The sequence below is a fragment of the Fodinibius sp. GM108 genome (genome assembly GCF_058386985.1).
In genome coordinates, this window is the sequence record NZ_JBYEIR010000006.1 from 177,282 (window position 1) to 201,409 (window position 24,128).

Genomic DNA, 24,128 nt, shown 5'->3' on the forward strand with positions numbered 1-24,128 from the left:
TATCATTCCCTGCACTTTAACTGCTTATCCAGTTCGTATTAACATTAAAAAAACTGAGGTCTTATTCATGGCAGAACGAATCAAACTGCACCCCGAAACGCCACATGTTAAACGACTTTTTGAAGTATCTGACAAAATCAGAGAGGGAGCAGTTGTGCTGTTTCCGACCGATAGCCAGTATGCTATCGGCTGTGATTACAAAAATAAAAAAGGTATTAAGCGTATCCGGGAAATCCGTGAATTGGGGAAAGACGATCACTTGACTATTCTCTGCGATTCTCTGTCGGGAATTGCAAAGTTTGCTCATATTTCTGACTATAATTTTAAACTGATCAAGCGGCTTATTCCCGGTCCCTATACATTTATTTTACCTGCAACCAAAGAAGTACCCAAGCTGCTAATCCATCCAAAGAAAAAAACCGTAGGATTTCGGGTGCCCGACTATCCTATTGCTGAAGGGTTGGTGCGTGAGTTGGGTCATCCTATGCTGGCAATTACAGCCAAAAAGCCGGGGATCGATGGTGAGGACCTGAAAGAGTTTGAGCGGGAACCATTTCTTCGCGAGTTTGAAAAACTTGTGGATGTAACGATCGATAATCAACAAGATCTGCCTGCCAGAGAGACCACGATTCTGGACATGACTGATGACAACACAAAAGTGTTGCGGCGCGGACTTGGAATTGATCGGGTAGAAGAAGTGTTTCGAACCCAACGAGAGCCACTGGAAGAAAACATTTAATAATTTATGAAAATAGCAATTAATACGGGGGGCGGTGATGCTCCGGGACTTAATGCGGCTATCCGAGCTGCAACATTGGCGGCGTTAAAGAGAGGATGGGAAGTTTATGGCGTTAAGAATGGATATGGTTCTATTTATACGGATGAACCTTTCGTGAAGTTAGATGCGAAGGCTGTGCAGGGAATAACGCTGCAGGGCGGAACTATTTTAGGAACTGCCAATCGCGGCAATCCCTTTGAAATGCCTTATAAAAAAGAAGATGGGACCTGGGATACCAAGGATGTGTCGGACCGTCTCGTGGAGACATTTGATGAATATGGCATTGATGCTTTGGTAGCCATTGGCGGTGACGGATCGATGAATATCGCCAGCAAGCTCATTAAAAAGGGTCTTAATATTGTTGGCGTACCCAAAACCATTGACAATGATATTTACGGCTGTGATGTAACGCTCGGTTTTGATACGGCTATCGATATTGCCACCGGAGCTATCGACCGGATTACAACTACGGCCGAGTCACATCACCGATTGATGGTGGTAGAGGTTATGGGACGTTATGCCGGATGGATTGCTTTGTATGCGGGTATTGCATCCTCAGCTGATGTGGTGTTGATCCCCGAGATACCGTTTTCTTATGATTCCATCGAAGAAAAGATTAAGGAGCGGGAAGCACGCGGTCTTCACTATACGATGATTGTGGTGGCCGAAGGCGCTATTGAAAAGGATGGCGAAGTGGTCACAAAAGGTAAAGCGGTGGGGCAGCAGGAAAAGCTGGGAGGAATAGCCGACAGGGTCGCCGAAGAGCTCAGTGAGCGGACGGGTAAAGAATCCCGGACTGTGGTGCTGGGGCATCTGCAACGCGGCGGATCACCTTCTACTTATGATCGCCTGATCTCATTACGATTCGGTGCTGCAGCGATCCGATGCATTCAGGAGCGGGATTATAATAAATTGGTTGTGCTCCAGGATAATAAACTGACGCGAATTCCTATAACCAGCATTGCGGGCAAAATGAAATCGGTAGCCCTGGAAAGTGATACCGTACAGACAGCTCGCGACATAGGCATTTGCCTCGGAGATTAAACGGAATGATATAGAGTCTCCCCTTTGTTTATGGGCATGATTTCAATCTGTAACAATTTTAGCTCTAATATCTTTTATGGGTTTATTCGACGCCGTAAAGAATTCTTTTTCCGGATCAGACACTGATGAAATATGGAATACTATCAACGAAACAGCACAGGTTGATGATATTCTGAAGAAATCTGAAAACAAACCACAGCTGGTTTATAAACACAGCCACCGCTGCAGCGTCTGTTTTGTAGCCAAAGGAAATCTGGAACAAGCCGCTGCAGATATCCTCGAGTATGCTGATATGCATTTTGTGAATGTGGTAAAAAAACGCGAAGCGTCAAATCACATCGCCTCGGAGCTGGACGTTCGCCACGAATCTCCACAAGCCATACTAATCAGTAATAGAGAAGCTGTTTGGCACGGCTCTCACGGCAGTATAGACGGTGATGAAATTCTTGATGTGTGGAATGGCTTATAAACTGCCTCAAATTTAGGTTAATCTCGGACGTAGTCATCTGAAAGAGCCAAGGGCGCTCCGCATTGGAATTTGGCTGGGGTTAACTGGGAGCAGAGCTTCCGGATGAGATAAGACGAAGCAACATCAGTTTCTTCTAATACTGTCATTCCGATCCGGAGAAATTGCGGGAGAGGGGTTTCAAATGGTAAAAGTGGTTTTTATTGTAAGAAAGTAATTTCCTTTAATTCATTTGAGATTCCTCGTCGTCCAAAATCATGGCCTCCTCGGAATGACAGCATCATTTTTGTCTATTCTTAAGTTCCTATTCCATCTCATTCCCAATTTATTTAGCTTTTCGGTATCAATCTTCAAAAAGAGCTTTGAAGTTCTCCTCAAAAGGCGGTTTTATAATACCTTTCTCAGTGATGAAAGCTGTCACATATTTATGGGGCGTCACATCAAAAGCGGGATTATACGTTTCTACCTTTTTAGGGGCAACCTGTGATCCGTTGAAACTTGTGATTTCATCTCCTTCACGTTCTTCGATGGGGATTTCATCACCGCTTTCGAGTTTCATATCTATTGTTGAAAGTGGGACTGCTACATAAAAAGGCACATCGTTTTCATTGGCAATAACAGCCAGGGGATAGGTGCCGATTTTGTTGGCGGTATCGCCGTTTGCTGCAACACGATCGGTGCCGACGATCACCATATCTACTTCGCCGCGCCTGATTAGAGAACCGGCGGTAGAGTCTGTGATCAGCCTCATCGGGATGTCGGCATTCATCAGTTCCCATGAGGTAAGGCGCGCTCCCTGCAGCAGGGGACGTGTTTCATCAACCCATACCTGAATATCGTTGCCGGCTTCGTGAGCATGAAAAATGACAGAGAGAGCTGTGCCGTATTGTCCTGTAGCCAGGCTTCCTGTATTGCAATGAGTTAAGATTTTATCACCTTTACTTACCAGTTCTGCACCATTTTCTCCAATCTTCTTGCAAATGCGTTTATCCTCATCGTGGATGGTTCGGGCAGTTTTAAGGACAATTTCTTTAATTTCAGAAATATCTTTGTCTTTATGTGCTTGTATCGTGGTTTTAATTCGGTTCAATGACCATTTTAGATTCACGGCCGTCGGTCGGGCATTTTCGAGATACTCTGCCACACGTTCGACTTCTACCCAAAAGCTTTCGAAAGCGTTTTCGGGCAGATCCTTAATCCCCAAATACATACCATAAGCTGCGGCAATGCCGATGGCAGGCGCTCCGCGGATGCGCAATTTTTTTATCGCCTCCCACATTCGGCCTACATCACGAATATCACTGTAAACCTCACGTTTGGGAAGATAAGTTTGATCGAGAATGCGAACGTGATCATCCCGCCATTGAATCGATTCTACAACTGTTTCAGTATCTGTGGCCATAAAGTGTTTCCTCTTTGTTTTGAAATGTTATTGAAGAGGGATGTCGGTATCATCACCTTTTATAAAATACGTGATTAAAACTTATGGTGATCAAAGAATTTATAAAAGTTTAGTTTCTTTAATCTGCCTTTTTTAATAACCCTTTGTTGCCCCATCTCCACGCGGATCTGGTGCTCCGAATTTGATTCCATCTTCATTTACAAAAATATTGTGTGCACGTCCCACTCCGTAGAAGACGGTAAGATCATGTCCCAGTTCTTCCAGCTTTTCACGGGTGTCAGGACTTAATCCAAATTCTTCGTAGTAAAGCTCGTCCGGCATCCACTGGTGATGAAAACGCGGGGCCGATGTTGCCTGCTGTGGATCCATTTCGAAGACACTCATATTCAGGAAGCTTTGTAAGGTAGCCGTGATTATGCGTGGACCACCGGCAGCGCCAAGCACCATGCGGACTTCTCCGCCTTTTGATACAATAGTGGGCGACATACTGCTGAGCATTCGCTTTTCCGGTTCTACGGCATTTGCCTCACCCTGAATAAGCCCAAACATATTGGGTTCGCCCGGTTGGGCTGTAAAGTCATCCATTTCGTTATTGAGCAAAAATCCGGCCCCATCCACAGCCACTTTACTTCCAAAGCTGCCGTTAAGTGTGGTTGTTACAGCAACGGCATTTCCATCTTCATCGACAATAGAGAAATGGGTTGTTTCTGTGGATTCACTGAATGAAGGGATATCGCCGTGGCTGAGCTCTTCACTGGAAGTTGCCTGATTCCAATCAAAACTTTGCATGCGATTCTTGTTGTAATCGTTGCTTAATAACCTTTCGGTGGGGATATCCACAAAATCGGGATCACCCAAAAAGTGCGCTCGATCTGCAAAGGCCCGGCGCATAGCTTCGGTGACAAGGTGGACGTATTTGGCGGAATTGAATCCTAACTGCTTCAGGTCGTATGGTTTAAGCATATCCAGAATTTGATGTACAGCAATACTGCCACTACTTGGCGGCGGCATAATATTCAGGTCGTAACCCCGAAACGAGGCGGTAACAGGATCACGCCAAACGCTTTCATATTGTTCCAGGTCTTTATATGAGATAAGTCCGCCTTGTTTTTCCATTTCTTCGACAATCAGGTCGGCCGTCTTGCCGGAATAAAACCCATCACGTCCCCGATTAGCAATTCGTTCCAGAGTTTGAGCCAAGTCTTCCTGAATAAAGAGATCTCCTTCTTTCCATTCCTGACTATCCTGTTTCACAAAATATTTTTTTGATCCATCATATTTGCTAAGTACATCGGAACGGTTATTTAGATCATTAGCCTGTGTCCACGATAGCTTGTATCCCTTGCGTGCCAGCTCAATAGAGGGTTGTATAACTGTTTCAAGTGGCAGATGGCCATACCGTTCAATGGCTTTAATCATACCATCGACAACACCGGGGACACCGGAAGCCAATCCGCCTTCACGACTTAGATCCGAGACATATTCTCCGTCTCGAACATACATATCGCTTGTTGCCTGAAGCGGAGCTTTTTCACGGAAGTCGAGAGTTCTGCTTGTACCGTCTTCAAGTTGTAGCACCATAAATCCACCTCCGCCGATATTCCCAGCCCGTGGCAGGGTAACTGATAAGGCAAATTGTACAGCTACGGCGGCGTCGACGGCATTGCCACCTTGTTCTAATATCTGTTGGCCAATCTCAGAAGCGTGCTTGTCGGCTGTAACTACTATACCATTTTCATAGGATTTGGACCAGCCTATTTGACCTACTGCTATTTCTAATTGACTGAAAAAGACAAAAAGGATTATGAGAAGAGATCGGAATACGGTATTCATTTTTCTGGATAGATGTCAGAATTTTTTGTTCAACACCGCAAATATAGAAAAATATGAGAAGGGATAAATTTTGTTTTACGATTTGTAATCAGATGAGTGTGAACTCTTCTCCAGAAATTGATTCTCATCAGCTTGCTTTACCGATATGAATAACTGCATTACTTGTTTGTAAAGCTGTTTATCGTCCTTACAAGTCCTTCTTATGAATTTTTCCGTTTGGTGGTCTGAACTGTCCATATCCAAGGCCTTATCGAGAACAGATTCAATTTTTTGCCAGCGTTTTTGATCCATAAACCTGATAAATGTCCTTTGTTTACTAGTACATGCGAAATTTGCATGAAAAAAGGGCCAAATTAAATCAGGTCCTTCTAATCCGGTTTATTTTTGATTAAAATACGCTAGGCCTGAGCTATTTTTTTTAAAAGAGACGCCACTTCTCTGGTCCGGTTACTATCCTCTCCAAAAATATCGAGATAAATATTATAAGCTTTGTTAAAACATTCCTGGGCTTTGCGAAAGTTATTGGTGTCCCGTTCCAATTTGCCGAATTGAAGATAAAGTTCGCCCCTGCGATAGTGATTTTCCGGTGTTTCTTCCTTCAAAATTGATTTAGCTTGCAAAAAATATTCTTCGGCTTGTCGGTAGTTCCCCATTTCGCGATAGACTGTGGCTAACTTGACCATATCGACAGCTACGCCGCGGCTTTCAGTTCCCAGATTCTTTTCATTTATTTGAATCGATTCCTCAAGAAGAGAAACAGCATCTTGGAAGTTCCCTGTTTTTTGAAACACTATGGCCAAGTGGGACATTACGCCGGCTAAGTACATTTTATTATTAGTTTTCATTTCGCGCCTTTCACTAATTATATTTTCAAATAACTTCCTTGCTTCGATCAACTTATTTTGATTGTACTTGGCTATAGCTATATAATTTTTTGCCTGATGAATAAAATTGTTCGGAGATTGTAGTTTTTCCTGATAAATACTTAGTACCTTTTGAGCCAGTTTTTCAGATTTCCTGAAATTACCTATAAGTGCATGATTTCGTGCAAGGTGATACATAGATTTAGCAGTAGGTATACTCTCCGGTCCGGTAAGCTCTTTTTTTAGTTCAATTGATTTTTTAAAAAAGTTATTTGATCGTTTAAAACGTCCCATCTCCCTGTTTGTCCATGCAATAAACTTATAATTTTCAGCGATAGTAAGGGTGGGTTTGTCATATTTTTGGCGATGTAGTTTATTGGATTTTATCAGTATCTCTTCGGATTTTTTGAAGTTAAAGACGTAGAGTAGTGACCTGCCATATTCTGTAAGCATCTGAATATAATCATCACTGTTTTGCATACTGGCACTTTTATATAGACTATCAGCTTTCTCAAAGTATCTGTTGCCCTCTTGGTAGTTGTCTGCTACTGATATAATCTTACCAAGTAAGCCGAATACAGACGCCTCTAAGCCAGTAGGTGGATTATTTATTTCATGTAATAGAGACTGAGCTTTAAGAGCTAGCGGACGAGCGTGTTCATTTCTTTTCCAGGTCAGTATCAAATGACCAAGTTTTACATGAATTTTGACTTTATTCTCAAGAGGGACAGAAGATTCAGAGGCTTTTGACAGTGCCTGTCTGTAACTTTTTTCAGCTTCTTCAAAAGCATCAATATTCCCTAATGCATCACCAATGGCTATTAATATTTCGGTGTAAACATCGGGTTGTCCGTGTAGTTCCTGATCGAGTTTGTCTTTGCCATTCAGCAATAGTTCTTTGGCAGATACATCTCTGCCTTCAAAGTTCGTTGAGCCGGGATTCGAGGATCCGAAAATGTTAACTAAAAAGTTTTTAACAGTCTCTGCTTTTTGTGTCTCTCTTTCAGCAATATTTCGCTCTTCTGTAACCTGATTGATATGATAACTTCCAAATCCCAAAACAGCAGTTAAAATCAATGTTGCAGCTATTACAGAACGATAGTTTCTACTGACAAATTTTTTGAACCTGTAACGAAAGGTATCCTTTTGGGCTATCAACGGCCGGGATTGTTCATACCGGGTGAGATCTTCCAGCATTTGTTCGACGGACTGATAACGTGCTTCCGGCTCTTTGCGAAGCGCCTTCAAAACAATAGCGTCAAGATCCCCTTTCAGTTGTTGAGTTAAACTAGAAGGAACCGTACCCCGTTGTTCAGCAATTTCTGCTTTCTCTGGTTTAGAGAGTTTTGCAAACTGTTCTGATAGTCGAAGAGGTGTATGATTGCAGATGATTTCTTCTGTGGCCGCAAAACTTTTACCCGCTATATCAAAAGGGTGAACACCTGCCAATAATTTATAAAGAAGGGTACCCAGTGTATAACTATCCGTCGCTGTGGTAATAGCTTCATCTTTGAACTGTTCCGGAGCTGCATAGCCAAGAGTCAGAATTCGGGCACCCGTACGGGTTTGAAAAAAAGTGATATCAGAATTGTTTGATTCTGCTAGCTTGGCGATACCAAAATCGAGTATTTTTACGGCTCCGTCATCGGTCACATAGATATTGGAGGGTTTTAAATCACGATGAATAATGGCGTTGCGGTGAGCATGCCGAACCGCCGTGCATACAATTTTGAATAGGTTGAGTCTTTCTTCTACAGAAAGTTGATTCTGATTACAGTATTCAATGAATGGAGTCCCTTGAACATACTCCATAACAAAGTACGGCAGACCGTCAGTAGTGACGCCCCCATCTATCAGACGAGCAATATTGGGGTGGTTGAGTCGAGCCAGAATATCACGTTCACGTCTGAAGCGAGCATTATTGGAAGGAGTGTCCATTCCGCGCCGCATTATCTTGAGAGCAACCGTTTTGTTATAAGTCCCATCTGCCCGTTTGGCCATAAAGACTGATCCCATACCTCCATAGCCTATCAATTCCGTAATTTCATATTTGCCGATAGTTTCACCAATCAGGGAAGAGGTATAAGTGTTCTTTGTTCCATCGGATGTATTGCTGGCCAGATACTCCCCCAGGCTATCGAAACCTTCCAGAAAGTCTTTAGTTTCGGACTGTTCAATTGCTTCAAGCAATGTTGTTACCTGGTGCAGAAGTTCCCGATCTCCTCTGCATTTTTGTTGGATAAAAGTTGAACGTTTTTCTGCTTTACATTTTAGTGCAGCATCTACGATACCATTGATTTTTTCCCACTTTTGTTGATCCATATCGTTCCCTTGGTGATGATTATACTGACCCCTTAATGCCTGCAAAACGCTTTAAATACCAATTAACAAAAAGCAATCGAAGAAATCATACACTTTTTGGGCTTGCGGTCGTGTCTTTATGCATCTATGGGTAAAAGCACCGAATATGCAGAGTTCTGCCTGTGGCTGAAATTCATTATATGCATTGTGCAGCAGTGTATAATCTATGATCAAATGGTGTAAGGTTTGAGTCGTGAAAAATAAAAATAATCACATCCTTTCGTTTCAGGAGTTAAACAGATGATACTACTTTATTATTCAATATCTTAAAGAATTGTCCTCACTTTCTGAGCTATTACGCAGTATGCTATGTAGATACATTCACAAGAATAAAATACTAACACAAAGCTATCTCATTATGCTACGACTACTTCAAATATCGGTTCTTTTTTTGACGACATTTTTTTTGATTACTTGTGATTCTGATAATCCTGTTCCCGGCCCAGACAACAGTGAGATCAAAACTATCGAGAGTCATTCTGATGGAGATGTAGTGCAGCCAAATTTGGGTTCCGACCTGCGTGCCACATTAGCACAAGTCCGCAGAGCGACAGCTCGATATCATGATGTTACCCAAGCTGAAGAAGCGGGCTACGAGCAAGTCAGTCCGTTCGTACCGGGAATGGGATATCACTACTTAAAAGAGAGCCTGATGGATACGGAAGTTATACCGACCCAGCCCGAGGCGCTCGTGTATGTTGACAATCCGGCCGATGACAGTAAGCGCCGACTGGTGGCGGTAGAATATCTCATCCCCGAAAGTTTAGTTGAAGATCAATCTGACCTTGACGGAAAATTTCCCGGTGTAGACGGTAAAATCTGGCATCATGAACATGAAATACATGCCTGGACGCTTCACGCATGGATCTGGTATCCCAATCCAGAAGGTATCTTCCATCCAACTAATCCAAGAGTTGGATCCGGAAACTGATACATAATAATATCTCTAATTAAGAAGATTCTGCCCGCAGAGATTTGATGGCTTTTGCGACTACTGACGAAATAGAAGCTCAAAAAAATTAACAGGTGAATGATATGGCTAAGAATGAAAGTCAGCAGACCGAAGAAATATTACCACCGCATGTTAAACTAATTCAGATGAGTTCTGCCTTTTTACAGTCACGCGTGTTATATTCTGCAGCTGAAATCGGATTGGCAGACTATCTGTCGGAGGGCCCGAAAAGAGCCGAGGAGTTAGCCAAACAGACTGATACCGATGCATCATCGTTGCACCGATTGATGCGGGCGTTAGCACACTTCGGTATTCTGTCTATGGAGAATAACCGGAGCTTTTCTCTTACACCATTGGGGGAAGCACTTCAGACCGGTGCACCGGGTAAGGCGCGTTCCACCATTCTGACAGTGGCCGGTGAGGTATTCTGGAATGCATTTTTCAAACTTCCTGAAACACTAGAGGACGGAGAACCCGGTTTCGAGAAAGCGTTTGGCATGTCTTTTTTTGAATATATTGACAACCATCCGGAGATGAATACTCATTTCAATAATGCAATGATCGGCTTTCATGGTGCGGAACCACCGGCTGTGGCCGAAGCGTACGACTTCTCCAATTTCGAGACAGTGGTGGATGTCGGGGGTGGCACCGGCAACATGCTTGCTACGATTTATGAAAATTATCCGGGGCTCAATAGTACTTTATTCGAACTTCCCCGGGTTATTGAGCAAGCATCGGAACTGTTAAAAAAAAGGGGTGTAGCTGATAAAATTACATTTAGGGAGGGAGATTTCTTTGAAGAAGTCCCCGAGGGGGGAGATGCCTATATTCTTTCGCACATTCTTCATGACTGGCCAAGAGACCGATGTCTCTCAGTTCTCCAGAACTGCCGTGAGGCTATGCCTTCCTCAAGCCGTTTACTGATTGTAGAGATGGTGCTTCCGGAAAATGGATCATCTCATCCGGGTTATGAACTCGATATGGTGATGCTTGCGTTGACCGGCGGCAAAGAACGAACCAAGGTAGAATATGATAAGCTCCTGAACAAGGCTGGCTTTAATCTGGAGCAGGTGATCCCGACAGATTCACCGGTTAGCATAATAGAAGCTGTACCGGCGTAAAAATAGCAGTGTGAAAAATATGAAGACAAATAGATTGAAAGCAGGAATATTTAAAATGAGACATTCATCCTGAATTGGCAATGTGGCCGGTCAATTATGAGAAATGAAGTAATTGATAGAACGGATAACCGAGGATAACAATGAAAATAATACCCTATGAAATCTAACAATTCTACTCAATCATCCAATGGCTTCAGCGGACATAAAAAAATGAAGGACTACGGATTACTGGAGGCTTTGCTCAAACGGCGCTCACGACGATTCTCCCGGGGAATGGAAATTGAGTCCGGCCCTACGAAGTACAGCAGCAAACAAGAACCATATCCGCTAACGGAGGAAGAGCAGGCTATACTGGCATTCGCTGCCTGTGGAATCACCGGAGCTTCATTGGCGGACTGGTCGTACGCTGAAGGTGCCGGTGGCACCATGATGGCTCGTTCTGTGGGACGAACAGTCAGCAGCGGCGACGCCGTTCATACTGCTTCGGTATTTGTTATTGATGATAATACAACGTGGTTGGCACGCAGACCTCAGGATCTGGATCCGGAAGTGTTGGCAGATGTTATAGAGCTGACACAAGCTGAGCAGTTTGTCAAGGCCTGGCGCAAGATGCGTGTTAAAATTGCTGACGAGCGGATTGCTCCTCCTACAGAATCACCATTCAATATCGCCGGCAACCGGTGGTCGCTTTATGCAGAAGGGACCACCTTCTTTCTGCCGGTAAGTAGCTTGACCTACGCAGCTATCAACGCAATGTTGGAATTTCTAAGTGAGAGAAACGAGTTTTTTGTACTCGACGAGCGCAGGATGTATTTGCCGGCAGGCCTGAAGGAGTTCGCAAAGAGCAATGGTGGCCATCTTGATGACGATCCCAAGAACGGCAAAGCTATGCCAATTGCTTTGTTTGAGAGAATAGGAGGTGAGATAATGGCAGTGGAACAGGGCATGATTCTTCAGAACCTCGGACTTGCATGTCAGGCTATGGGGTTGTCAGGATTTCCTGCTTATGCGGCACATGAAGAATCATGGCTCGATGCTTTGGGTTTTAGGATGCAATCTATGCCGCTCACAGAATTCATGGCAGTTCCTTTTCCTGCGTCAACAATGCTCAAATTGACCGGAAAAAATCCAAATATGTCCTATCCGGTGGGGCTTGAAAAAGATGGCAAGGTATTGCTAAAATCCTACGCCCCACCTTATTATTCCTCAATGGAAGATGCGGTTCAGGCAGTGGTCGACGATAAGTACAGGTCAGGAGGTGTTTACGGCGGCGGTGAACGGGGAGTGTTTGAACATCGTAAAGCAAACGCCGGTTGGCAGGAACCAGATCAAGTCAGTTCCGAGGTCCCTGAAATAAGTGAAAAAGCAGTTTCGGCCACCGTTTCGTGTCTCGAATATATTTGGGATCGCTATGGCCGCTTCCCGGCCACCTATCCGCCGTTTCACACCCTGATGGGATTCCAGGCCGGGCATGTAGATGAGGGATTTTACAATGAGCATTATCGGTCGGAAAGCTTAAGTGACACACATCGTTACCATATGGAACAATGGCATACTTAAGATATCTTTAACACGATAACTACAATTCAAAATTAGGAGAGATGATTATGGATACTAAAGTAAAAGATCAGAAAGAACAGAAGCAGATAACGCCTAAAAATATCATGAAAGTAGGTTTTGGATTTTGGAGCTCCAAAGTGTTGCTGGCAGCAGTTAAATTCGGGCTTTTTACGAAGCTTTCTCAGAATTCACTGTCGGCAGAACAGATACGTAAAGAACTTGATCTGGACGGCCGGGGACTTTATGACTGGCTGGATGCTCTTGTTGCTTTGGGATTTCTGGAGCGTGAAGGAATTAAAGAAAATGCAATTTATAGCAATTCTCCGGATTCAGATCGATTTCTGGACCAAAATAAAAGAGGTTATATAGGTGGAATTCTGGAGATGGCAAATGATCGTCTGTATCCTTTTTGGGATGATCTCGAAGAGGCTTTAAAAACAGGAAATCCCCAAAATGAAATAAAACACAAGGAAACCGACTTTTTTGAAATACTTTATGAGGATGAAGACCGATTACGGCAAATGACGCGGGCAATGGCCGGTATTCAAATGGGTAATTTTAAAGCGTTGGTTAATAAGTTCGACTTTTCCCAATATAAGACGCTCTGCGATATGGGAGGAGCCGATGGAGAATTAAGTTTACAGGTCGCCAGTAAACATGATCATATGAAATGTATTACGTATGATCTGCCCAAAGTAACATCCATCGCTGAAGAAAAAATTAAGCAGTGGGAAATGGAAGATCGTGTTGAAGCTATAGCCGGCGATTTCTGGGAAGAAGAGTTACCCGAGGCTGACATTATTACAATGGGTAATATTTTACATGATTGGGGGCTTGAAGAGAAAGTAATCCTGCTTGAAAAGGCATATAATAGTCTGCCTGAAGGCGGTGCCTGTATCGTGATTGAAAATATTATCGATAACGACCGATCCAAAAATGTATTTGGGTTAACCATGTCTCTTAATATGTTGATCGAGACCAGGGAGGGATTTGATTTCACCTTTAATGAATTTAAAGAGTGGTGTAACGATGTGGGATATTCTTCTTCTGAGCTTATCCCGTTGGCCGGACCATCGAGCGCGGCTGTGGCCTATAAATAGATCACTTTTGATCTTTGAAACATGGATAGTTTAAAAAGCAATGTTATGGAAACTGGCAAACAGAGCAGAGTTTTGGATTTTGGAGGGTTTCCAGGACGCTGGGAAATTACGCAATCTACAAAGGATACGAATGGGGAATATTTGGAAATGCGGTTTGAGATTAATGGCACTACAGGGGATTCTCCACCGCTGCATGTTCATCCTCATGCCACGGAAAGTTATGAAGTTATTTCGGGCGTGCTGGAGGTAAATGTAGAAAATGAGTGGAAGGAGGTAGCGGCCGGCGAAAAACACAGCGTTTCGCCGGGCACCCCGCATACTTTTAGAAATAAAGAACCGGTGGAATTAATAAACGTACATCAACCCGCGCTCGAGTATGAGCGTTTTTTCCGGCGTTTTCACAAGCTGGTAACTGAAGAAGGCGTTACTTTACCTCCCGGTAATTTCAAGTCATTTGTACTGATGGGTATGCTGTTTACGGATCATGAGCAGGAAGTTATCTCCAAAAAGCCCCCGAAATTTATTATGAGAACTCTGTCATCTCTTGGCAAACTATTGGGATACCAACTGCCTGACTAAATAGCTATAGATAAGGATAGTATTCAGCTAGATCATTGGAGGTTTATCTATTTGCTAAAATTTTTTCATAGGCGTTGACAAAGCGCTTGTTTGAGGTGTCTGTTTCGGAGGTATAGATGTCTATTAAATTTTGGATTTGTCCCTTGTTCGTACTGTCCAATGAATCTGCATTTTCTTTGAAGATGTTATAGTGGATGATAAAGAGAGAATCGGATCTTCCGTGATTCCCCTTCATGTATTCAGTAGCCGTTAATAAACCTTTGGCATAGCCTGTCCACAGATGTTCTGGACCAAGTACATCTTCATAAATTTGAATTCCTTCTTTTATATAGCTTTTCGCATCCTCATATGCTTTTTTATCAATAATTAAAAAGTAGCCTACGGTTGTATATGCTTGCCCGGTTCTCCAGTGGTTTTTAGTATATCTTTCTTCTTTTAGTTTAATGTTTTCCTTGAAAAGATTTTCAGCCTCTTCAAATTTATTATTCACAGCCAAGGCAGAAGCATAATTGCTGCGAATCATATTTGTAATCGGATGTGAATCACCTCGTATCTGTGACGAGAGTCTCAAAGCTTTTTTATAATATTCTTCAGCTTTCTCATATTCTTCCTGCTCATTATAGAGGTATGCCAGATTATTATACACTTGATTAAGATCTGACTGGTTACTGTTTGATTCCGCTCCAATTTCTTCAATAATCTCTTTGTATAATTTTTCTGCTTCCCCGTGATCTCCCTTTTTTCTCAGTATATAAGCCAGATCTTTTTGGGTTTTTAATAATAGGCTGTCAGAGCCTACAGAGGAATTATTATTTTGGATGTCCAAAGCTTTTCGCACATAATATTCGGCAGAATCTAGTTTCCCGGTATTTCTTAGAGAAACTCCGATTGTAGTCAAAGTGCGAATCGTTTGAGGATCAGAATGGCCCACTTCCTCTGATTGAATGTTATATGCTTTCCTTAGAAAAGGGACAGATTTTTCAAAATCTTGCTGATATGCATGAAGTGAGCCTAAACTGTACAAAGCATTTGCATGGGTTATTCTGTTATCCCCAGACTCTGCTTGCTTGCTCAAATTAATTGCTCTTTCCAAAAGGTCAGACGCGGTTTCATATTCGCCGAGGCCGGTGTATGATCGGCCCAAAATGGTAAGCATTTCAGATTTTATAGAATTATTTTCTAGCTGATTAACTTTTGCTACTCCTTTTTCCAATAACTCCACAGCAGTTACGGTATCTCCCTCAGCAACATGGGGGTTTCCTGCTTCGAAAACATCCACTAAAAAACCTGAAATTTGCTGGGCCTTCTCAGCTTGTTGTTCAGCCATATTACGCTCTTCAGTAATTTGCCAGGTGTAAAAGCTGAAAAAACCGATGATAAGCAATAAAAATCCCGCTGCAACACTTAATCCCGTTTTATGTCGTTTGATGAACTTCCGGCTCTTGTATCTGAAGGTATCTTTCCGGGCAATAATTGGGCGGTTATTTTCCTTACGTTCAAGGTCTTCCAGCAATTGGCTTGCGGCATTATATCGTGCCTCAGGTTCTTTGCGCAAGGCTTTCATTACTATAGCATCAAAATCTCCCTTTAACTTTTTTATCAGATTGTCGGGAGATAAATCTCGAGACTGGGCGATTTTTTGTTGACGAACAGGATCAAGTTTTCGAAAATGTTTGGAGGGTTTTAATGGAGTTTTATGGCAGATAAGCTGCTCAATTTTGCCCATTTTCTTCTTAGCTATGTCGAAAGGATGAAGGCCAGCTAATAGTTCATACAGTAAAATTCCCAGGATATATATGTCTGTTTTTGTGGTAACAGCCTGATATTCAACTTGTTCGGGAGCTGCGTAACCGAGAGTCAGAATCCGGGCACCGGTCTGAGTTTCAAAAATATTGCTTTCGGGATCTTCAGGTTCTAAAAGTTTGGCTATACCAAAATCAAGAATCTTTACTTGACCTTCTTCAGTAACTAATAGATTCGAAGGTTTAAGGTCCCGGTGAATAATTGCATTGTTGTGCGCGTAATGCAGAGCTTCACAAATCGATTTAAAAAGCTCAAGGCGCTGATTAACGGAAAGATTGTGATCATCACAATAGTCGTAAAGCGGTTTACCTTCTACATATTCCATCACCAAGTAGGGTAGGCCGTTATCAGTTACACCACCATCGATCAAACGTGCGATATGGGGATGATTGAGTTTTGCCAGAATTTTGCGCTCGCGCTTAAATCGGGCAATATTGGATGGAGTATCCATGCCGCGGCGCATCAACTTGAGAGCTACTCTTTGGCTGTGTATTTCATCTGCCCGTTCGGCCCGATATACCGATCCCATTCCCCCGTGTCCGATTAGCTCAATAATTTTATATCGGCCGATAGTAGTGCCAATCAGAGTCGTGCTTTCTTCTTCAATATTTTCTTCAGAAATTTCTTGTGCCAGATACTTTGGATATTCAGCAGTATTTTCCAGAAAATTTTCGCTATCGGATTGTTCAATAGATATGAGCAGGTCGTTGACTTGTTGTTTCAGTTGTTGGTCTCCCTGGCACTGCTCTTGTATAAAAATTTTGCGTTTTTCTTTTTTTAACTCCAGAGCTGTATCAACAATTTTGTTAATTTTTTTCCACAGCTGTTGATTCATTGTACTGTCAATATAAATTAACCTCTCATTAGTAGCAGCTAACAGCTATTTTTTTTTTAAGCTCTTTGTAGAGCCATCCCCGGGCTTTGGCCCAGTCACGTTTTACCGTACGTTTTGAGACATCAAGAGCATCAGCTGTATCTTCAACGGTCATTTGGCCAAAAAAACGAAGGGTTACAACATCAGCCATGCGTTGGTCCAAATGAGAGAGTTTTTTTAACTTATCATCAAGATCTATTATATCTTCCGATTCTTGGTGGGCTTTATATAACTCATCAATATAGGTGACATCCTCTTGGTTGCCCCCGCGTTTTTCAGCATTCTTTTTGCGTGCATGATCAACTAAAATCTGGCGCATACATCGAGCGGCGATAGCTATAAAGTGATTTTTATCTTTAGCCCTGATCTTCGTTTGATCAATCATTTTTAAATACAGTTCATGTACAAGGGCAGTTGCAGTAAGTGAAATATTTTGCTCTTTCTCTAATTTGGAATAGGCTATTCTCTTGAGTTCCCCATAGATCAAGGGAAATATTTTTTCTTTTAGATTGTCACCACTTGTCTGCCGAATATCTATTAACAGATCGTTAAGTTCAGATTTGTTGTCCATGGCTCCCCCTCTTCTGTTATAAATAATCTATCTGTTAACTTATAAAGTTTTTCCTTTAATAATAAGTTAACACTATAAATTGAAGTTAAAATAAGAAGAGATCGTAAATCAATTACGGAATTGCTTAAGACAAGCTTGTGATTAAAGCTTTAGGCCCGCGGATGGAACTCTTTATGCACCTGGTGCAGCAGTGATCGATCTACGTGAGTATAAATTTCGGTGGTGATAATGGATGAGTGTCCCAGCATTTCTTGCACGGCCCGTAGGTCGGCACCGCCTTCGAGCAGATGGGTGGCAAAAGAGTGGCGAAAAATGTGAGGATATACATTTTTCTCGATTCCAGCGCGTTCGGCAGCGTCGTTTACAATATTCCAGATGCTCATGCGTGAAAGGGGGTTGCCGCGCTGGCTCAAGAATACTTTATTTTTGGCTTTTTGAGGGTTTTTATCACTTTGAAATTTAGGACGTACAACTTCTATATAATGCTCTAAAGCCGATTGTGCAGCTTCTCCCACCGGAACCAAGCGTTCTTTGTTCCCTTTGCCAATCACGCGGATAAATCCAATTTCAAAGATGAGATTATCAAGTTCCAGGCTAACGAGCTCACTTACCCGCATTCCAGTAGCATAAAGAGTTTCCAGGACGGCAGCGTTGCGAATACCGGCATCAGATTCGCGGTTGGGAATATCGATAATTGCAGCCACTTCGTCAGGATTTAAAACCTCGGGTAAATTTTGTGCTTTTTTCGGCAGCTCCACCAGTTCGGCGGGATTAGCGTCAGCTAATCCTTCAACAACGGCAAATTCGTGAAAACCGCGTATGCTGGAAATGTTGCGGGCAATAGAGCTCGTGGACAGATCCATTGCTGAAAGTTCTTCCAGGTACTTTTCAATATGTTGAAGGGTGACCCCATCCAGCTTTTGAATTCGCAGGTCGTTCGCCAAAAACCTCAGATACCGGTCGAGATCATTTTTATAGGAGACAACGGAATTTTCGGAAAGGCTTTTTTCCAGCTTAATGAACTGGAGATATCGTTTAAGCTCTTCGTCGTAATGCATGGGGCTTACGAATTATAGTATTCGTCAACCGGCGGTGGACTTTTGGGTGCTCCCGGATGTTCTTGAATATCTTTTCCTGCTTTAATCTCTTTTTGGGTAGCTTCTTCTTTTTCTTCCTCAGGATATTCAACGCGACTGTGATAAATACCCACAAGAATATTCAAAAATGTCTCTTTGATAATACGGATATCCTGAAATGTAAGGGGGGTTTTGCTTAGTTGTCCCTCGTTGACCCGCTTATCAACCATTTTATCGATGAGGTTTTCAAGTTTCTGATAATTCGGATCTTTCATCGCTCGCGATGCTGCTTCAACACAGTCAGCAAGCAACAGAATTCCCGTCTCTTTTGTTTGAGGCAATGGACCATCGTAGCGGAAATCTTCTTCACGAATTTCTTTTTTGCCGGCGTCGGCCTGCTTTTTGGCTTTTTCCCAGAAAAACTTGATCAACGAGTCGCCATGGTGAGTTCGAATAAAATCAATTACCACTTCCGGAAGCCCATGCTCTTCGGCCATCTTAACTCCGTTGGAAACGTGAGCTTTAATAACCAAGGCACTCATCCGTGGCTTCAGTTTATCATGCTCGTTGACTTCAGTTTGATTTTCGGTGAAGTAGCCGGGATTCTCCATTTTTCCAATATCGTGATAGAGTCCACCTACCCGACAAAGTAAACTATTGGCCCTTATAGCACCGGCTGCGGCTTCGGCCAAATTCGAAACCTGCAGGCTGTGATGAAAGGTCCCGGGAGCTCGGGTCATAAGTTCTTTAAGTATAGGCAGATTGGTATCGCTGAGTTCGAGCAGGGTAAAATCGGTAGTGATGCGGAATGATTTTTCAAAAAGAAGAATCAATGGATAGGTAAAGAGAATAAAGATAGCATTGATTCCCACAAAAAAGAGTTCATTGCCCAACTGTGTCCAGCTGTCAAAACTCGTCATACTAAAGCCGACGATGATAACGAGATATGATATGAACACAATACCCGGCGTAGTGAAGAAGAACTGTGAACGTTTTTTGATGTCCCGCACAGAGAATAATCCAAGGCTGCAAGCTACTGTTGTAGCTGTGACGTATTCAAAGTTATTGCCATTAATGAGTCCTGTAAGCAATGCCAGGGTAATGGTAGACATTAAGCCTACCCGGGAATCAAAAATGATAGTTAATATTATGGGTGCTATGGCAACAGGTACGATATAGGGTGAGATGTTATCAAATCCATAAGCGATAGAACTTCCTACGGCAATCAGCGACATGGCTATCAATACCAATAGCAGCATGGCATTGTCCATAAAGATATACTTGCGATACAGATACAGATAGAAGAAGAAAATGGTTAAGATAGCGATAATAGCCAGCACATCTCCGCCGTAGCGCAGCCAGCGTTCAAAAGTGGAGGCGTTTTGAGCGCGTGCTTCTGCCAAACTTTGAAGCATATTATATTTCTCTTGCGTTACAATATCACCACGGCGGATTATAACCTGTCCCTGGGCTACAGCTCCTTTGGAAGTTGAAACTTCTTCAAGGGCTTCTTCTATACGGGTCTGTGTATCTTCTTCGCTAAAAACGAGATTAGGCTCAACAATTTGATTAAAAATCTCCGTTCCCACATTGGCCATCTCTTCATAATAATTTCGAGAGAGCCGGTAACGGGCATATTCCCGCGCCTCGGTTAAATCACGTACATTTACAAGGTTGAGCGTTTTCTCTGTTCGCTCTTTGAGATCCCGAATTGTAATTTCATCATTGGTAAGCTCGTCTTTAGGTCTATCAATGATACCGTCATCAAGCAGTTCATTAATCAGTTCCTCAAGCTGTTGTTTTAAATTTACGGCAATAAATTGATTGGCAGATGCCGATTTTGGATTGGGATTACGATCCTCGGCCTGAACTGCCTGATAATTTTCCATCAGGGTCTGCCATGAATCATTAGATAAATTTACAGGAAAATTCTGCTTTAGCTTTGCAAATTCGAGACTGTCGCGGGCGGTATTACTACTTCCTTCTTGTTTGGACTGTTGCCAGGATTCATAGCTGTCGGTAATCGGTTCTAATCTTTGAAACAGCGAGTCTAGCTTTGATTGCATTGAAATCTCAGCATCATAATCTACATGAAAAATGGGTGGTGTTGACTCCCGAATAGTTTGACGCTCTTCCTCTAGCTCCTCCTTACTTTTTTGGATGGCAAAAGTAAAGGGAGCAGTTAAGTCATCAGCACGCCAGGGTTCACCTATGTCATAGCTGACTGGTTCTTTGAATGAGGTCTGTGGCACAGAAAGGATAAGGACCACGAGAAAGCCGAGTAAAATGAGAACCCGGATGTAAGGATTATATTTCAGAGATGAAGATTCTTCCTGTCTTTTCTTCTTTTCTCCGATAACAGGAGCTCCCTCTTGCTTTTTGGGAGCAAGTCCTAATTTTTCGAGAATACCCATAAAATGTCGTTGTGATCAGTCATTCAGTGTCAAAGTACCTGAAAAACTATATTGTTTGAGTAAGATACTTGGTTTATAAAACTATACCAACCTTAGTTATCGTTCTTATAACCTTATTATTCCAACAAGTTGATCGTCATAATTCTTCATTAATGAGTTCAAGAAAGGTGTTTTGATTTAAAATAGGTATATCAAGCTCTTGCGCTTTATCATATTTACTGCCGGGTGAATCACCTGCAAGAACGTAATCTGTGTTACCGCTCACCGATGAGGTAGTGGTACCACCATGTTTTTCGATAAGAGCCGTTGCCTCTTTGCGCGTTAACGATGGCAAACTGCCCGTTAGTACGAACTTTTTTCCTTCCAGTTTTTGTGAGGCCTGTTCTTTTTCCTTCATCTCAAACGTAAGCCCGTGCTCTTTTAATGATTCCACAATTTTACGATTATGTGGCTGATTAAAGAATTCGACAACTGATTCGGCAATAGTAGGACCAATAGAGTCAAGTTCAGCAATTTTTTCGGCATCAGCTTTCATGAGCGCATCCATCTTTTTAAAACCATCAGCCAAATCACGGGCTACTGTTTTTCCTACAAAACGAATGCCTAGCGCGTAGATAACGCGGTCAAGCGGTTGCTTTTTACTTTCTTCAATAGCATCCAGCAGGTTTTGTGCACTTTTATCAGCCATGCGCTCCAGGGGCAAAAGTTGATCTTTGGTAAGTTCATACAGATCGGCATATGTTCTTATTAAACCCTGCGTTACCAGCTGATCTACGACCGCTTCACCAAGGCCTTCAATATCCATGGCATCGCGGGAGGCATAATGTTCAATGCGCTGACGAATTTGTGGAGGACAATCGGGATTGATGCAGCGCCAGTCTACATCCTCCCCCAGTTTTACCAGTTTTTCGCCACAGGCAGGACAGTATTCAGGCATAGTGAACCGGGGCCCGCGATCTTTGCGGTCTGGATTTACAACCTTTATTACCTGTGGAATAATTTCTCCGGCTTTTTCTATCACTACGCGATCGCCAACCCTGATATCTTTGCGATGAATTTCATCCTCGTTATGCAGTGAAGCCCGTTTAATAATCGTACCGGCCAGTTGCACAGCTTTTAGCTCGGCTACGGGTGTAATTTTCCCCAGTCGACCTACCTGCAAAGTGATATCCTCAATTGTTGTAGTAGCTTGCTCTGCTTCAAACTTGTATGCAATAGCCCATCTGGGTGCTTTTGAGGTCGAACCTAGCTTGTCGCGCAGTTTGTGCTCATTGACCTTAATAACAACGCCGTCGGTTTCAAAAGGAAGATCATTGCGAAGTTCTTTCCATTCACCGATCAGTTTATGGATTTCATCAATATTTGCACATTGTTCGTAATGTTCGAATACCGGAAGGCCATAGGCTTTCAAAAGCTCCATTTTCTGATATTGAGTAATATTTTCATCATTCCCTTCCGATATTAGATCAAAGCTGTAGAAACGGATCGGGCGACGTGCAACTTCGCGGGGATCCTGCATCTTTAATGAGCCAGCCGTGGAATTTCGTGGATTGGCAAAAGTGTTAAGTCCTTGTTCTTCGCGGTGTTCATTGAGACGGGCAAAAGCTTCGCGTTCCATATATGCTTCACCACGCACTTCAACTACCTCGGGATAATTATCTTTCAGATGCAGCGGAATATCCTTGATCGTTTTAATGTTTCGGGTAATGTCATCACCGCGTTCACCATCACCGCGTGTGGCCCCGAGCACCAGTTCGCCATTTTCATATCGCAGACGTATAGCGGCACCGTCAAATTTAAGTTCTGCCAGATACGTGAAATTTTCATGACCAAGTATTTCACGCACCCGCCGATCAAAGTCGTTGAGCTCTTCTTCGTTGTACGTATTATCTAAACTGAGTAGCGGAATGGGATGCTCAACCGTTTCAAAATCACTGCTGGGCTCGCCTCCAACCCGCTGAGTCGGCGATGTGGGATCGACGAGATCATATTCTTTTTCGAGCTCTTCGAGCTCAGCGAGATATTCATCGAACTCTTTGTCAGATATGAATGGTTGTGCTTCCTGGTAGTAAGCCTTGTTGGCTTTGTCTAATAGTTCGCGAAGTTCTTTGACGCGTTGCTTCGCCTGTGATCTATCCATTTGCGCAGTAACTTAAATCGATTAAATCAGTTAAAAGTAGGACGTTCTCTAATAACCGACGGGGAGGGGGCATCAATCCCAAGCGAATCCGGCGCGGGTTGTAACCATTTGGGATCATCTTCGAAATAAGATCGGTTGATTTCAACAAGACGAGTATCCGGATTATAGAACTGCTCCCGATAATCTTCAACTACATGTCCATTCATGATAAGAACGATATTACTGTGTTGTCCCCGGATTCGAATTTCATTGACAAAGTCAAATTGCACTGCTTCTCCCTCTTCAATCCAGTATGGGTTTATATCACCCATAATATCGGTATAGACCCGTACAGGCTCGAGTCTGCCATAGGCAGCATAAACAATCATATTAAGAGTATCGGGAAGAGCAGTCATTCTTTCACTTTGAATTGAGCCGCTTGTATCAACCTCTTCTGTCTGGGTTTGAGCAACGGTGTCATCTCCCGGAGATGGTGAAATGTTTAATTCCAGCGAATCAGTGCTAAGTGCTGCTTCAGTTTCCTGTTGTTGCTCTGAATTACTGTTTTGAGATTCAGCGATCTGTTCGCTGCCAGAATTGAAATAAAAGTAGAAAAATCCTCCTAACCCAACTACCAAAACAATGATAACAGCGAGCCATATTCTTGATCGATTTGACTCAAGAGGGGCAAACTGCTGTCCCATTTGGGCCCAATTAACAGAATGAACATCGGATCTATCCGAGGACCTGCTGGGCTTGGATACAGATCCAGAATCTGATTCCGGATCTTGATCTCCCCCATACTTAAAGGCCGGTGAATGATCATGAATCATATCCTCATCTTCATCCGGGGGGGAGGGAGCTTCCTCTTTTTCATCTTTTTCTTCTTTTTCTTCTGTTTCCGCTTTATCTTCATCGGATGTCTCGATACCCTCGATTTCAAGGAGAAAACCCTCATATGCACCTACTTCCCATTTATCCAGGGCACGGATAATCTGCTTGTCATCAATGGATATGGCTTTGGCATATCCACGAATATAGCTACGGATATAAGTAGGATTTTCTTCAAAATCACTAAAGATTGAATCATCCTCAATAGAACGTAAGATCCGTTTGGGAATCTTTGTAGCTTCCTGAAGATCCTCGAGGGTTAAATTCCGCTTTTTGCGAATTTGAGCAAGATCATTTCCGAGTGATGCCATAAGCGATTAT

The 24,128-nt window shown here is 42.8% G+C and carries 17 protein-coding genes; 8 read left to right on the forward strand and 9 right to left on the reverse strand.

The window, feature by feature from the left end:
- Nucleotides 1-67 precede the first annotated feature (67 nt).
- From ACT3ID_RS12650 to ytxJ, 3 genes are all read left to right on the forward strand, one after another.
- Nucleotides 68-739, forward strand: coding sequence for an L-threonylcarbamoyladenylate synthase (locus ACT3ID_RS12650; protein ID WP_491542410.1), 672 nt, complete (start codon nucleotides 68-70; stop codon nucleotides 737-739).
- Between the two features lie 6 nt (nucleotides 740-745).
- Nucleotides 746-1,822: a 6-phosphofructokinase gene (locus tag ACT3ID_RS12655; protein WP_491542411.1), complete on the forward strand. Its 1,077-nt coding sequence runs from the start codon at nucleotides 746-748 to the stop codon at nucleotides 1,820-1,822.
- A gap of 76 nt (nucleotides 1,823-1,898) precedes the next feature.
- Complete coding sequence (gene ytxJ, locus ACT3ID_RS12660; RefSeq protein WP_491542412.1) at nucleotides 1,899-2,291, forward strand: bacillithiol system redox-active protein YtxJ; 393 nt, start codon at nucleotides 1,899-1,901, stop codon at nucleotides 2,289-2,291.
- 340 nt (nucleotides 2,292-2,631) lie between these two features.
- On the opposite strand, the gene mtnA is transcribed toward ytxJ, so the two are convergent.
- From mtnA to ACT3ID_RS12675, 3 genes are all read right to left on the reverse strand, one after another.
- On the reverse strand, nucleotides 2,632-3,690 hold the full coding sequence (gene mtnA / locus ACT3ID_RS12665; protein ID WP_491542413.1) for an S-methyl-5-thioribose-1-phosphate isomerase: 1,059 nt from the start codon (nucleotides 3,688-3,690) through the stop codon (nucleotides 2,632-2,634).
- A 132-nt stretch (nucleotides 3,691-3,822) separates the two neighbouring features.
- Nucleotides 3,823-5,523 (reverse strand): gamma-glutamyltransferase, encoded by a 1,701-nt coding sequence (gene ggt / locus ACT3ID_RS12670; protein ID WP_491542414.1) that lies wholly within the window; start codon nucleotides 5,521-5,523, stop codon nucleotides 3,823-3,825.
- A 398-nt stretch (nucleotides 5,524-5,921) separates the two neighbouring features.
- A complete protein-coding gene (locus tag ACT3ID_RS12675; RefSeq protein WP_491542415.1) occupies nucleotides 5,922-8,708 on the reverse strand; it encodes a tetratricopeptide repeat protein in 2,787 nt (928 codons plus the stop codon).
- A 397-nt stretch (nucleotides 8,709-9,105) separates the two neighbouring features.
- Between ACT3ID_RS12675 and ACT3ID_RS12680 the strand changes: the two genes are divergently transcribed.
- The 5 genes from ACT3ID_RS12680 to ACT3ID_RS12700 all read left to right on the forward strand — a co-directional run bounded on the left by ACT3ID_RS12680 (nucleotide 9,106) and on the right by ACT3ID_RS12700 (nucleotide 14,059).
- Nucleotides 9,106-9,678 (forward strand): hypothetical protein, encoded by a 573-nt coding sequence (locus ACT3ID_RS12680; RefSeq protein WP_491542416.1) that lies wholly within the window; start codon nucleotides 9,106-9,108, stop codon nucleotides 9,676-9,678.
- A 104-nt stretch (nucleotides 9,679-9,782) separates the two neighbouring features.
- A complete protein-coding gene (locus tag ACT3ID_RS12685; protein WP_491542417.1) occupies nucleotides 9,783-10,820 on the forward strand; it encodes a methyltransferase in 1,038 nt (345 codons plus the stop codon).
- Nucleotides 10,821-10,976: 156 nt separating this feature from the next.
- Complete coding sequence (locus tag ACT3ID_RS12690; protein WP_491542418.1) at nucleotides 10,977-12,380, forward strand: hypothetical protein; 1,404 nt, start codon at nucleotides 10,977-10,979, stop codon at nucleotides 12,378-12,380.
- 47 nt (nucleotides 12,381-12,427) lie between these two features.
- Nucleotides 12,428-13,480, forward strand: a complete 1,053-nt coding sequence (locus tag ACT3ID_RS12695; protein ID WP_491542419.1) for a methyltransferase — start codon at nucleotides 12,428-12,430, stop codon at nucleotides 13,478-13,480.
- Between the two features lie 45 nt (nucleotides 13,481-13,525).
- The gene (locus ACT3ID_RS12700; RefSeq protein WP_491542420.1) at nucleotides 13,526-14,059 is read left to right on the forward strand and encodes a cupin domain-containing protein; all 534 of its coding nucleotides are present in this window, start codon (nucleotides 13,526-13,528) and stop codon (nucleotides 14,057-14,059) included.
- A gap of 43 nt (nucleotides 14,060-14,102) precedes the next feature.
- On the opposite strand, the gene ACT3ID_RS12705 is transcribed toward ACT3ID_RS12700, so the two are convergent.
- From ACT3ID_RS12705 to ACT3ID_RS12730, 6 genes are all read right to left on the reverse strand, one after another.
- The gene (locus tag ACT3ID_RS12705) at nucleotides 14,103-16,697 is read right to left on the reverse strand and encodes a protein kinase domain-containing protein (protein ID WP_491542421.1); all 2,595 of its coding nucleotides are present in this window, start codon (nucleotides 16,695-16,697) and stop codon (nucleotides 14,103-14,105) included.
- Between the two features lie 28 nt (nucleotides 16,698-16,725).
- Nucleotides 16,726-17,307 carry an ECF-type sigma factor gene (locus ACT3ID_RS12710; protein ID WP_491542422.1) on the reverse strand — a complete coding sequence of 194 codons (582 nt, stop codon included), beginning with the start codon at nucleotides 17,305-17,307 and terminating at the stop codon, nucleotides 16,726-16,728.
- 149 nt (nucleotides 17,308-17,456) lie between these two features.
- Nucleotides 17,457-18,365: a site-specific tyrosine recombinase XerD gene (gene xerD / locus ACT3ID_RS12715; RefSeq protein WP_491542423.1), complete on the reverse strand. Its 909-nt coding sequence runs from the start codon at nucleotides 18,363-18,365 to the stop codon at nucleotides 17,457-17,459.
- Nucleotides 18,366-18,370: 5 nt separating this feature from the next.
- Entirely contained in the window at nucleotides 18,371-20,797 is a 2,427-nt protein-coding gene (locus ACT3ID_RS12720; RefSeq protein ID WP_491542424.1) for an HD family phosphohydrolase, read from the reverse strand.
- A 136-nt stretch (nucleotides 20,798-20,933) separates the two neighbouring features.
- Nucleotides 20,934-22,937, reverse strand: a complete 2,004-nt coding sequence (gene ligA, locus ACT3ID_RS12725; RefSeq protein ID WP_491542425.1) for an NAD-dependent DNA ligase LigA — start codon at nucleotides 22,935-22,937, stop codon at nucleotides 20,934-20,936.
- 26 nt (nucleotides 22,938-22,963) lie between these two features.
- Entirely contained in the window at nucleotides 22,964-24,118 is a 1,155-nt protein-coding gene (locus tag ACT3ID_RS12730) for a helix-turn-helix domain-containing protein (RefSeq protein ID WP_491542426.1), read from the reverse strand.
- Between the last annotated feature and the right edge of the window lie 10 nt (nucleotides 24,119-24,128).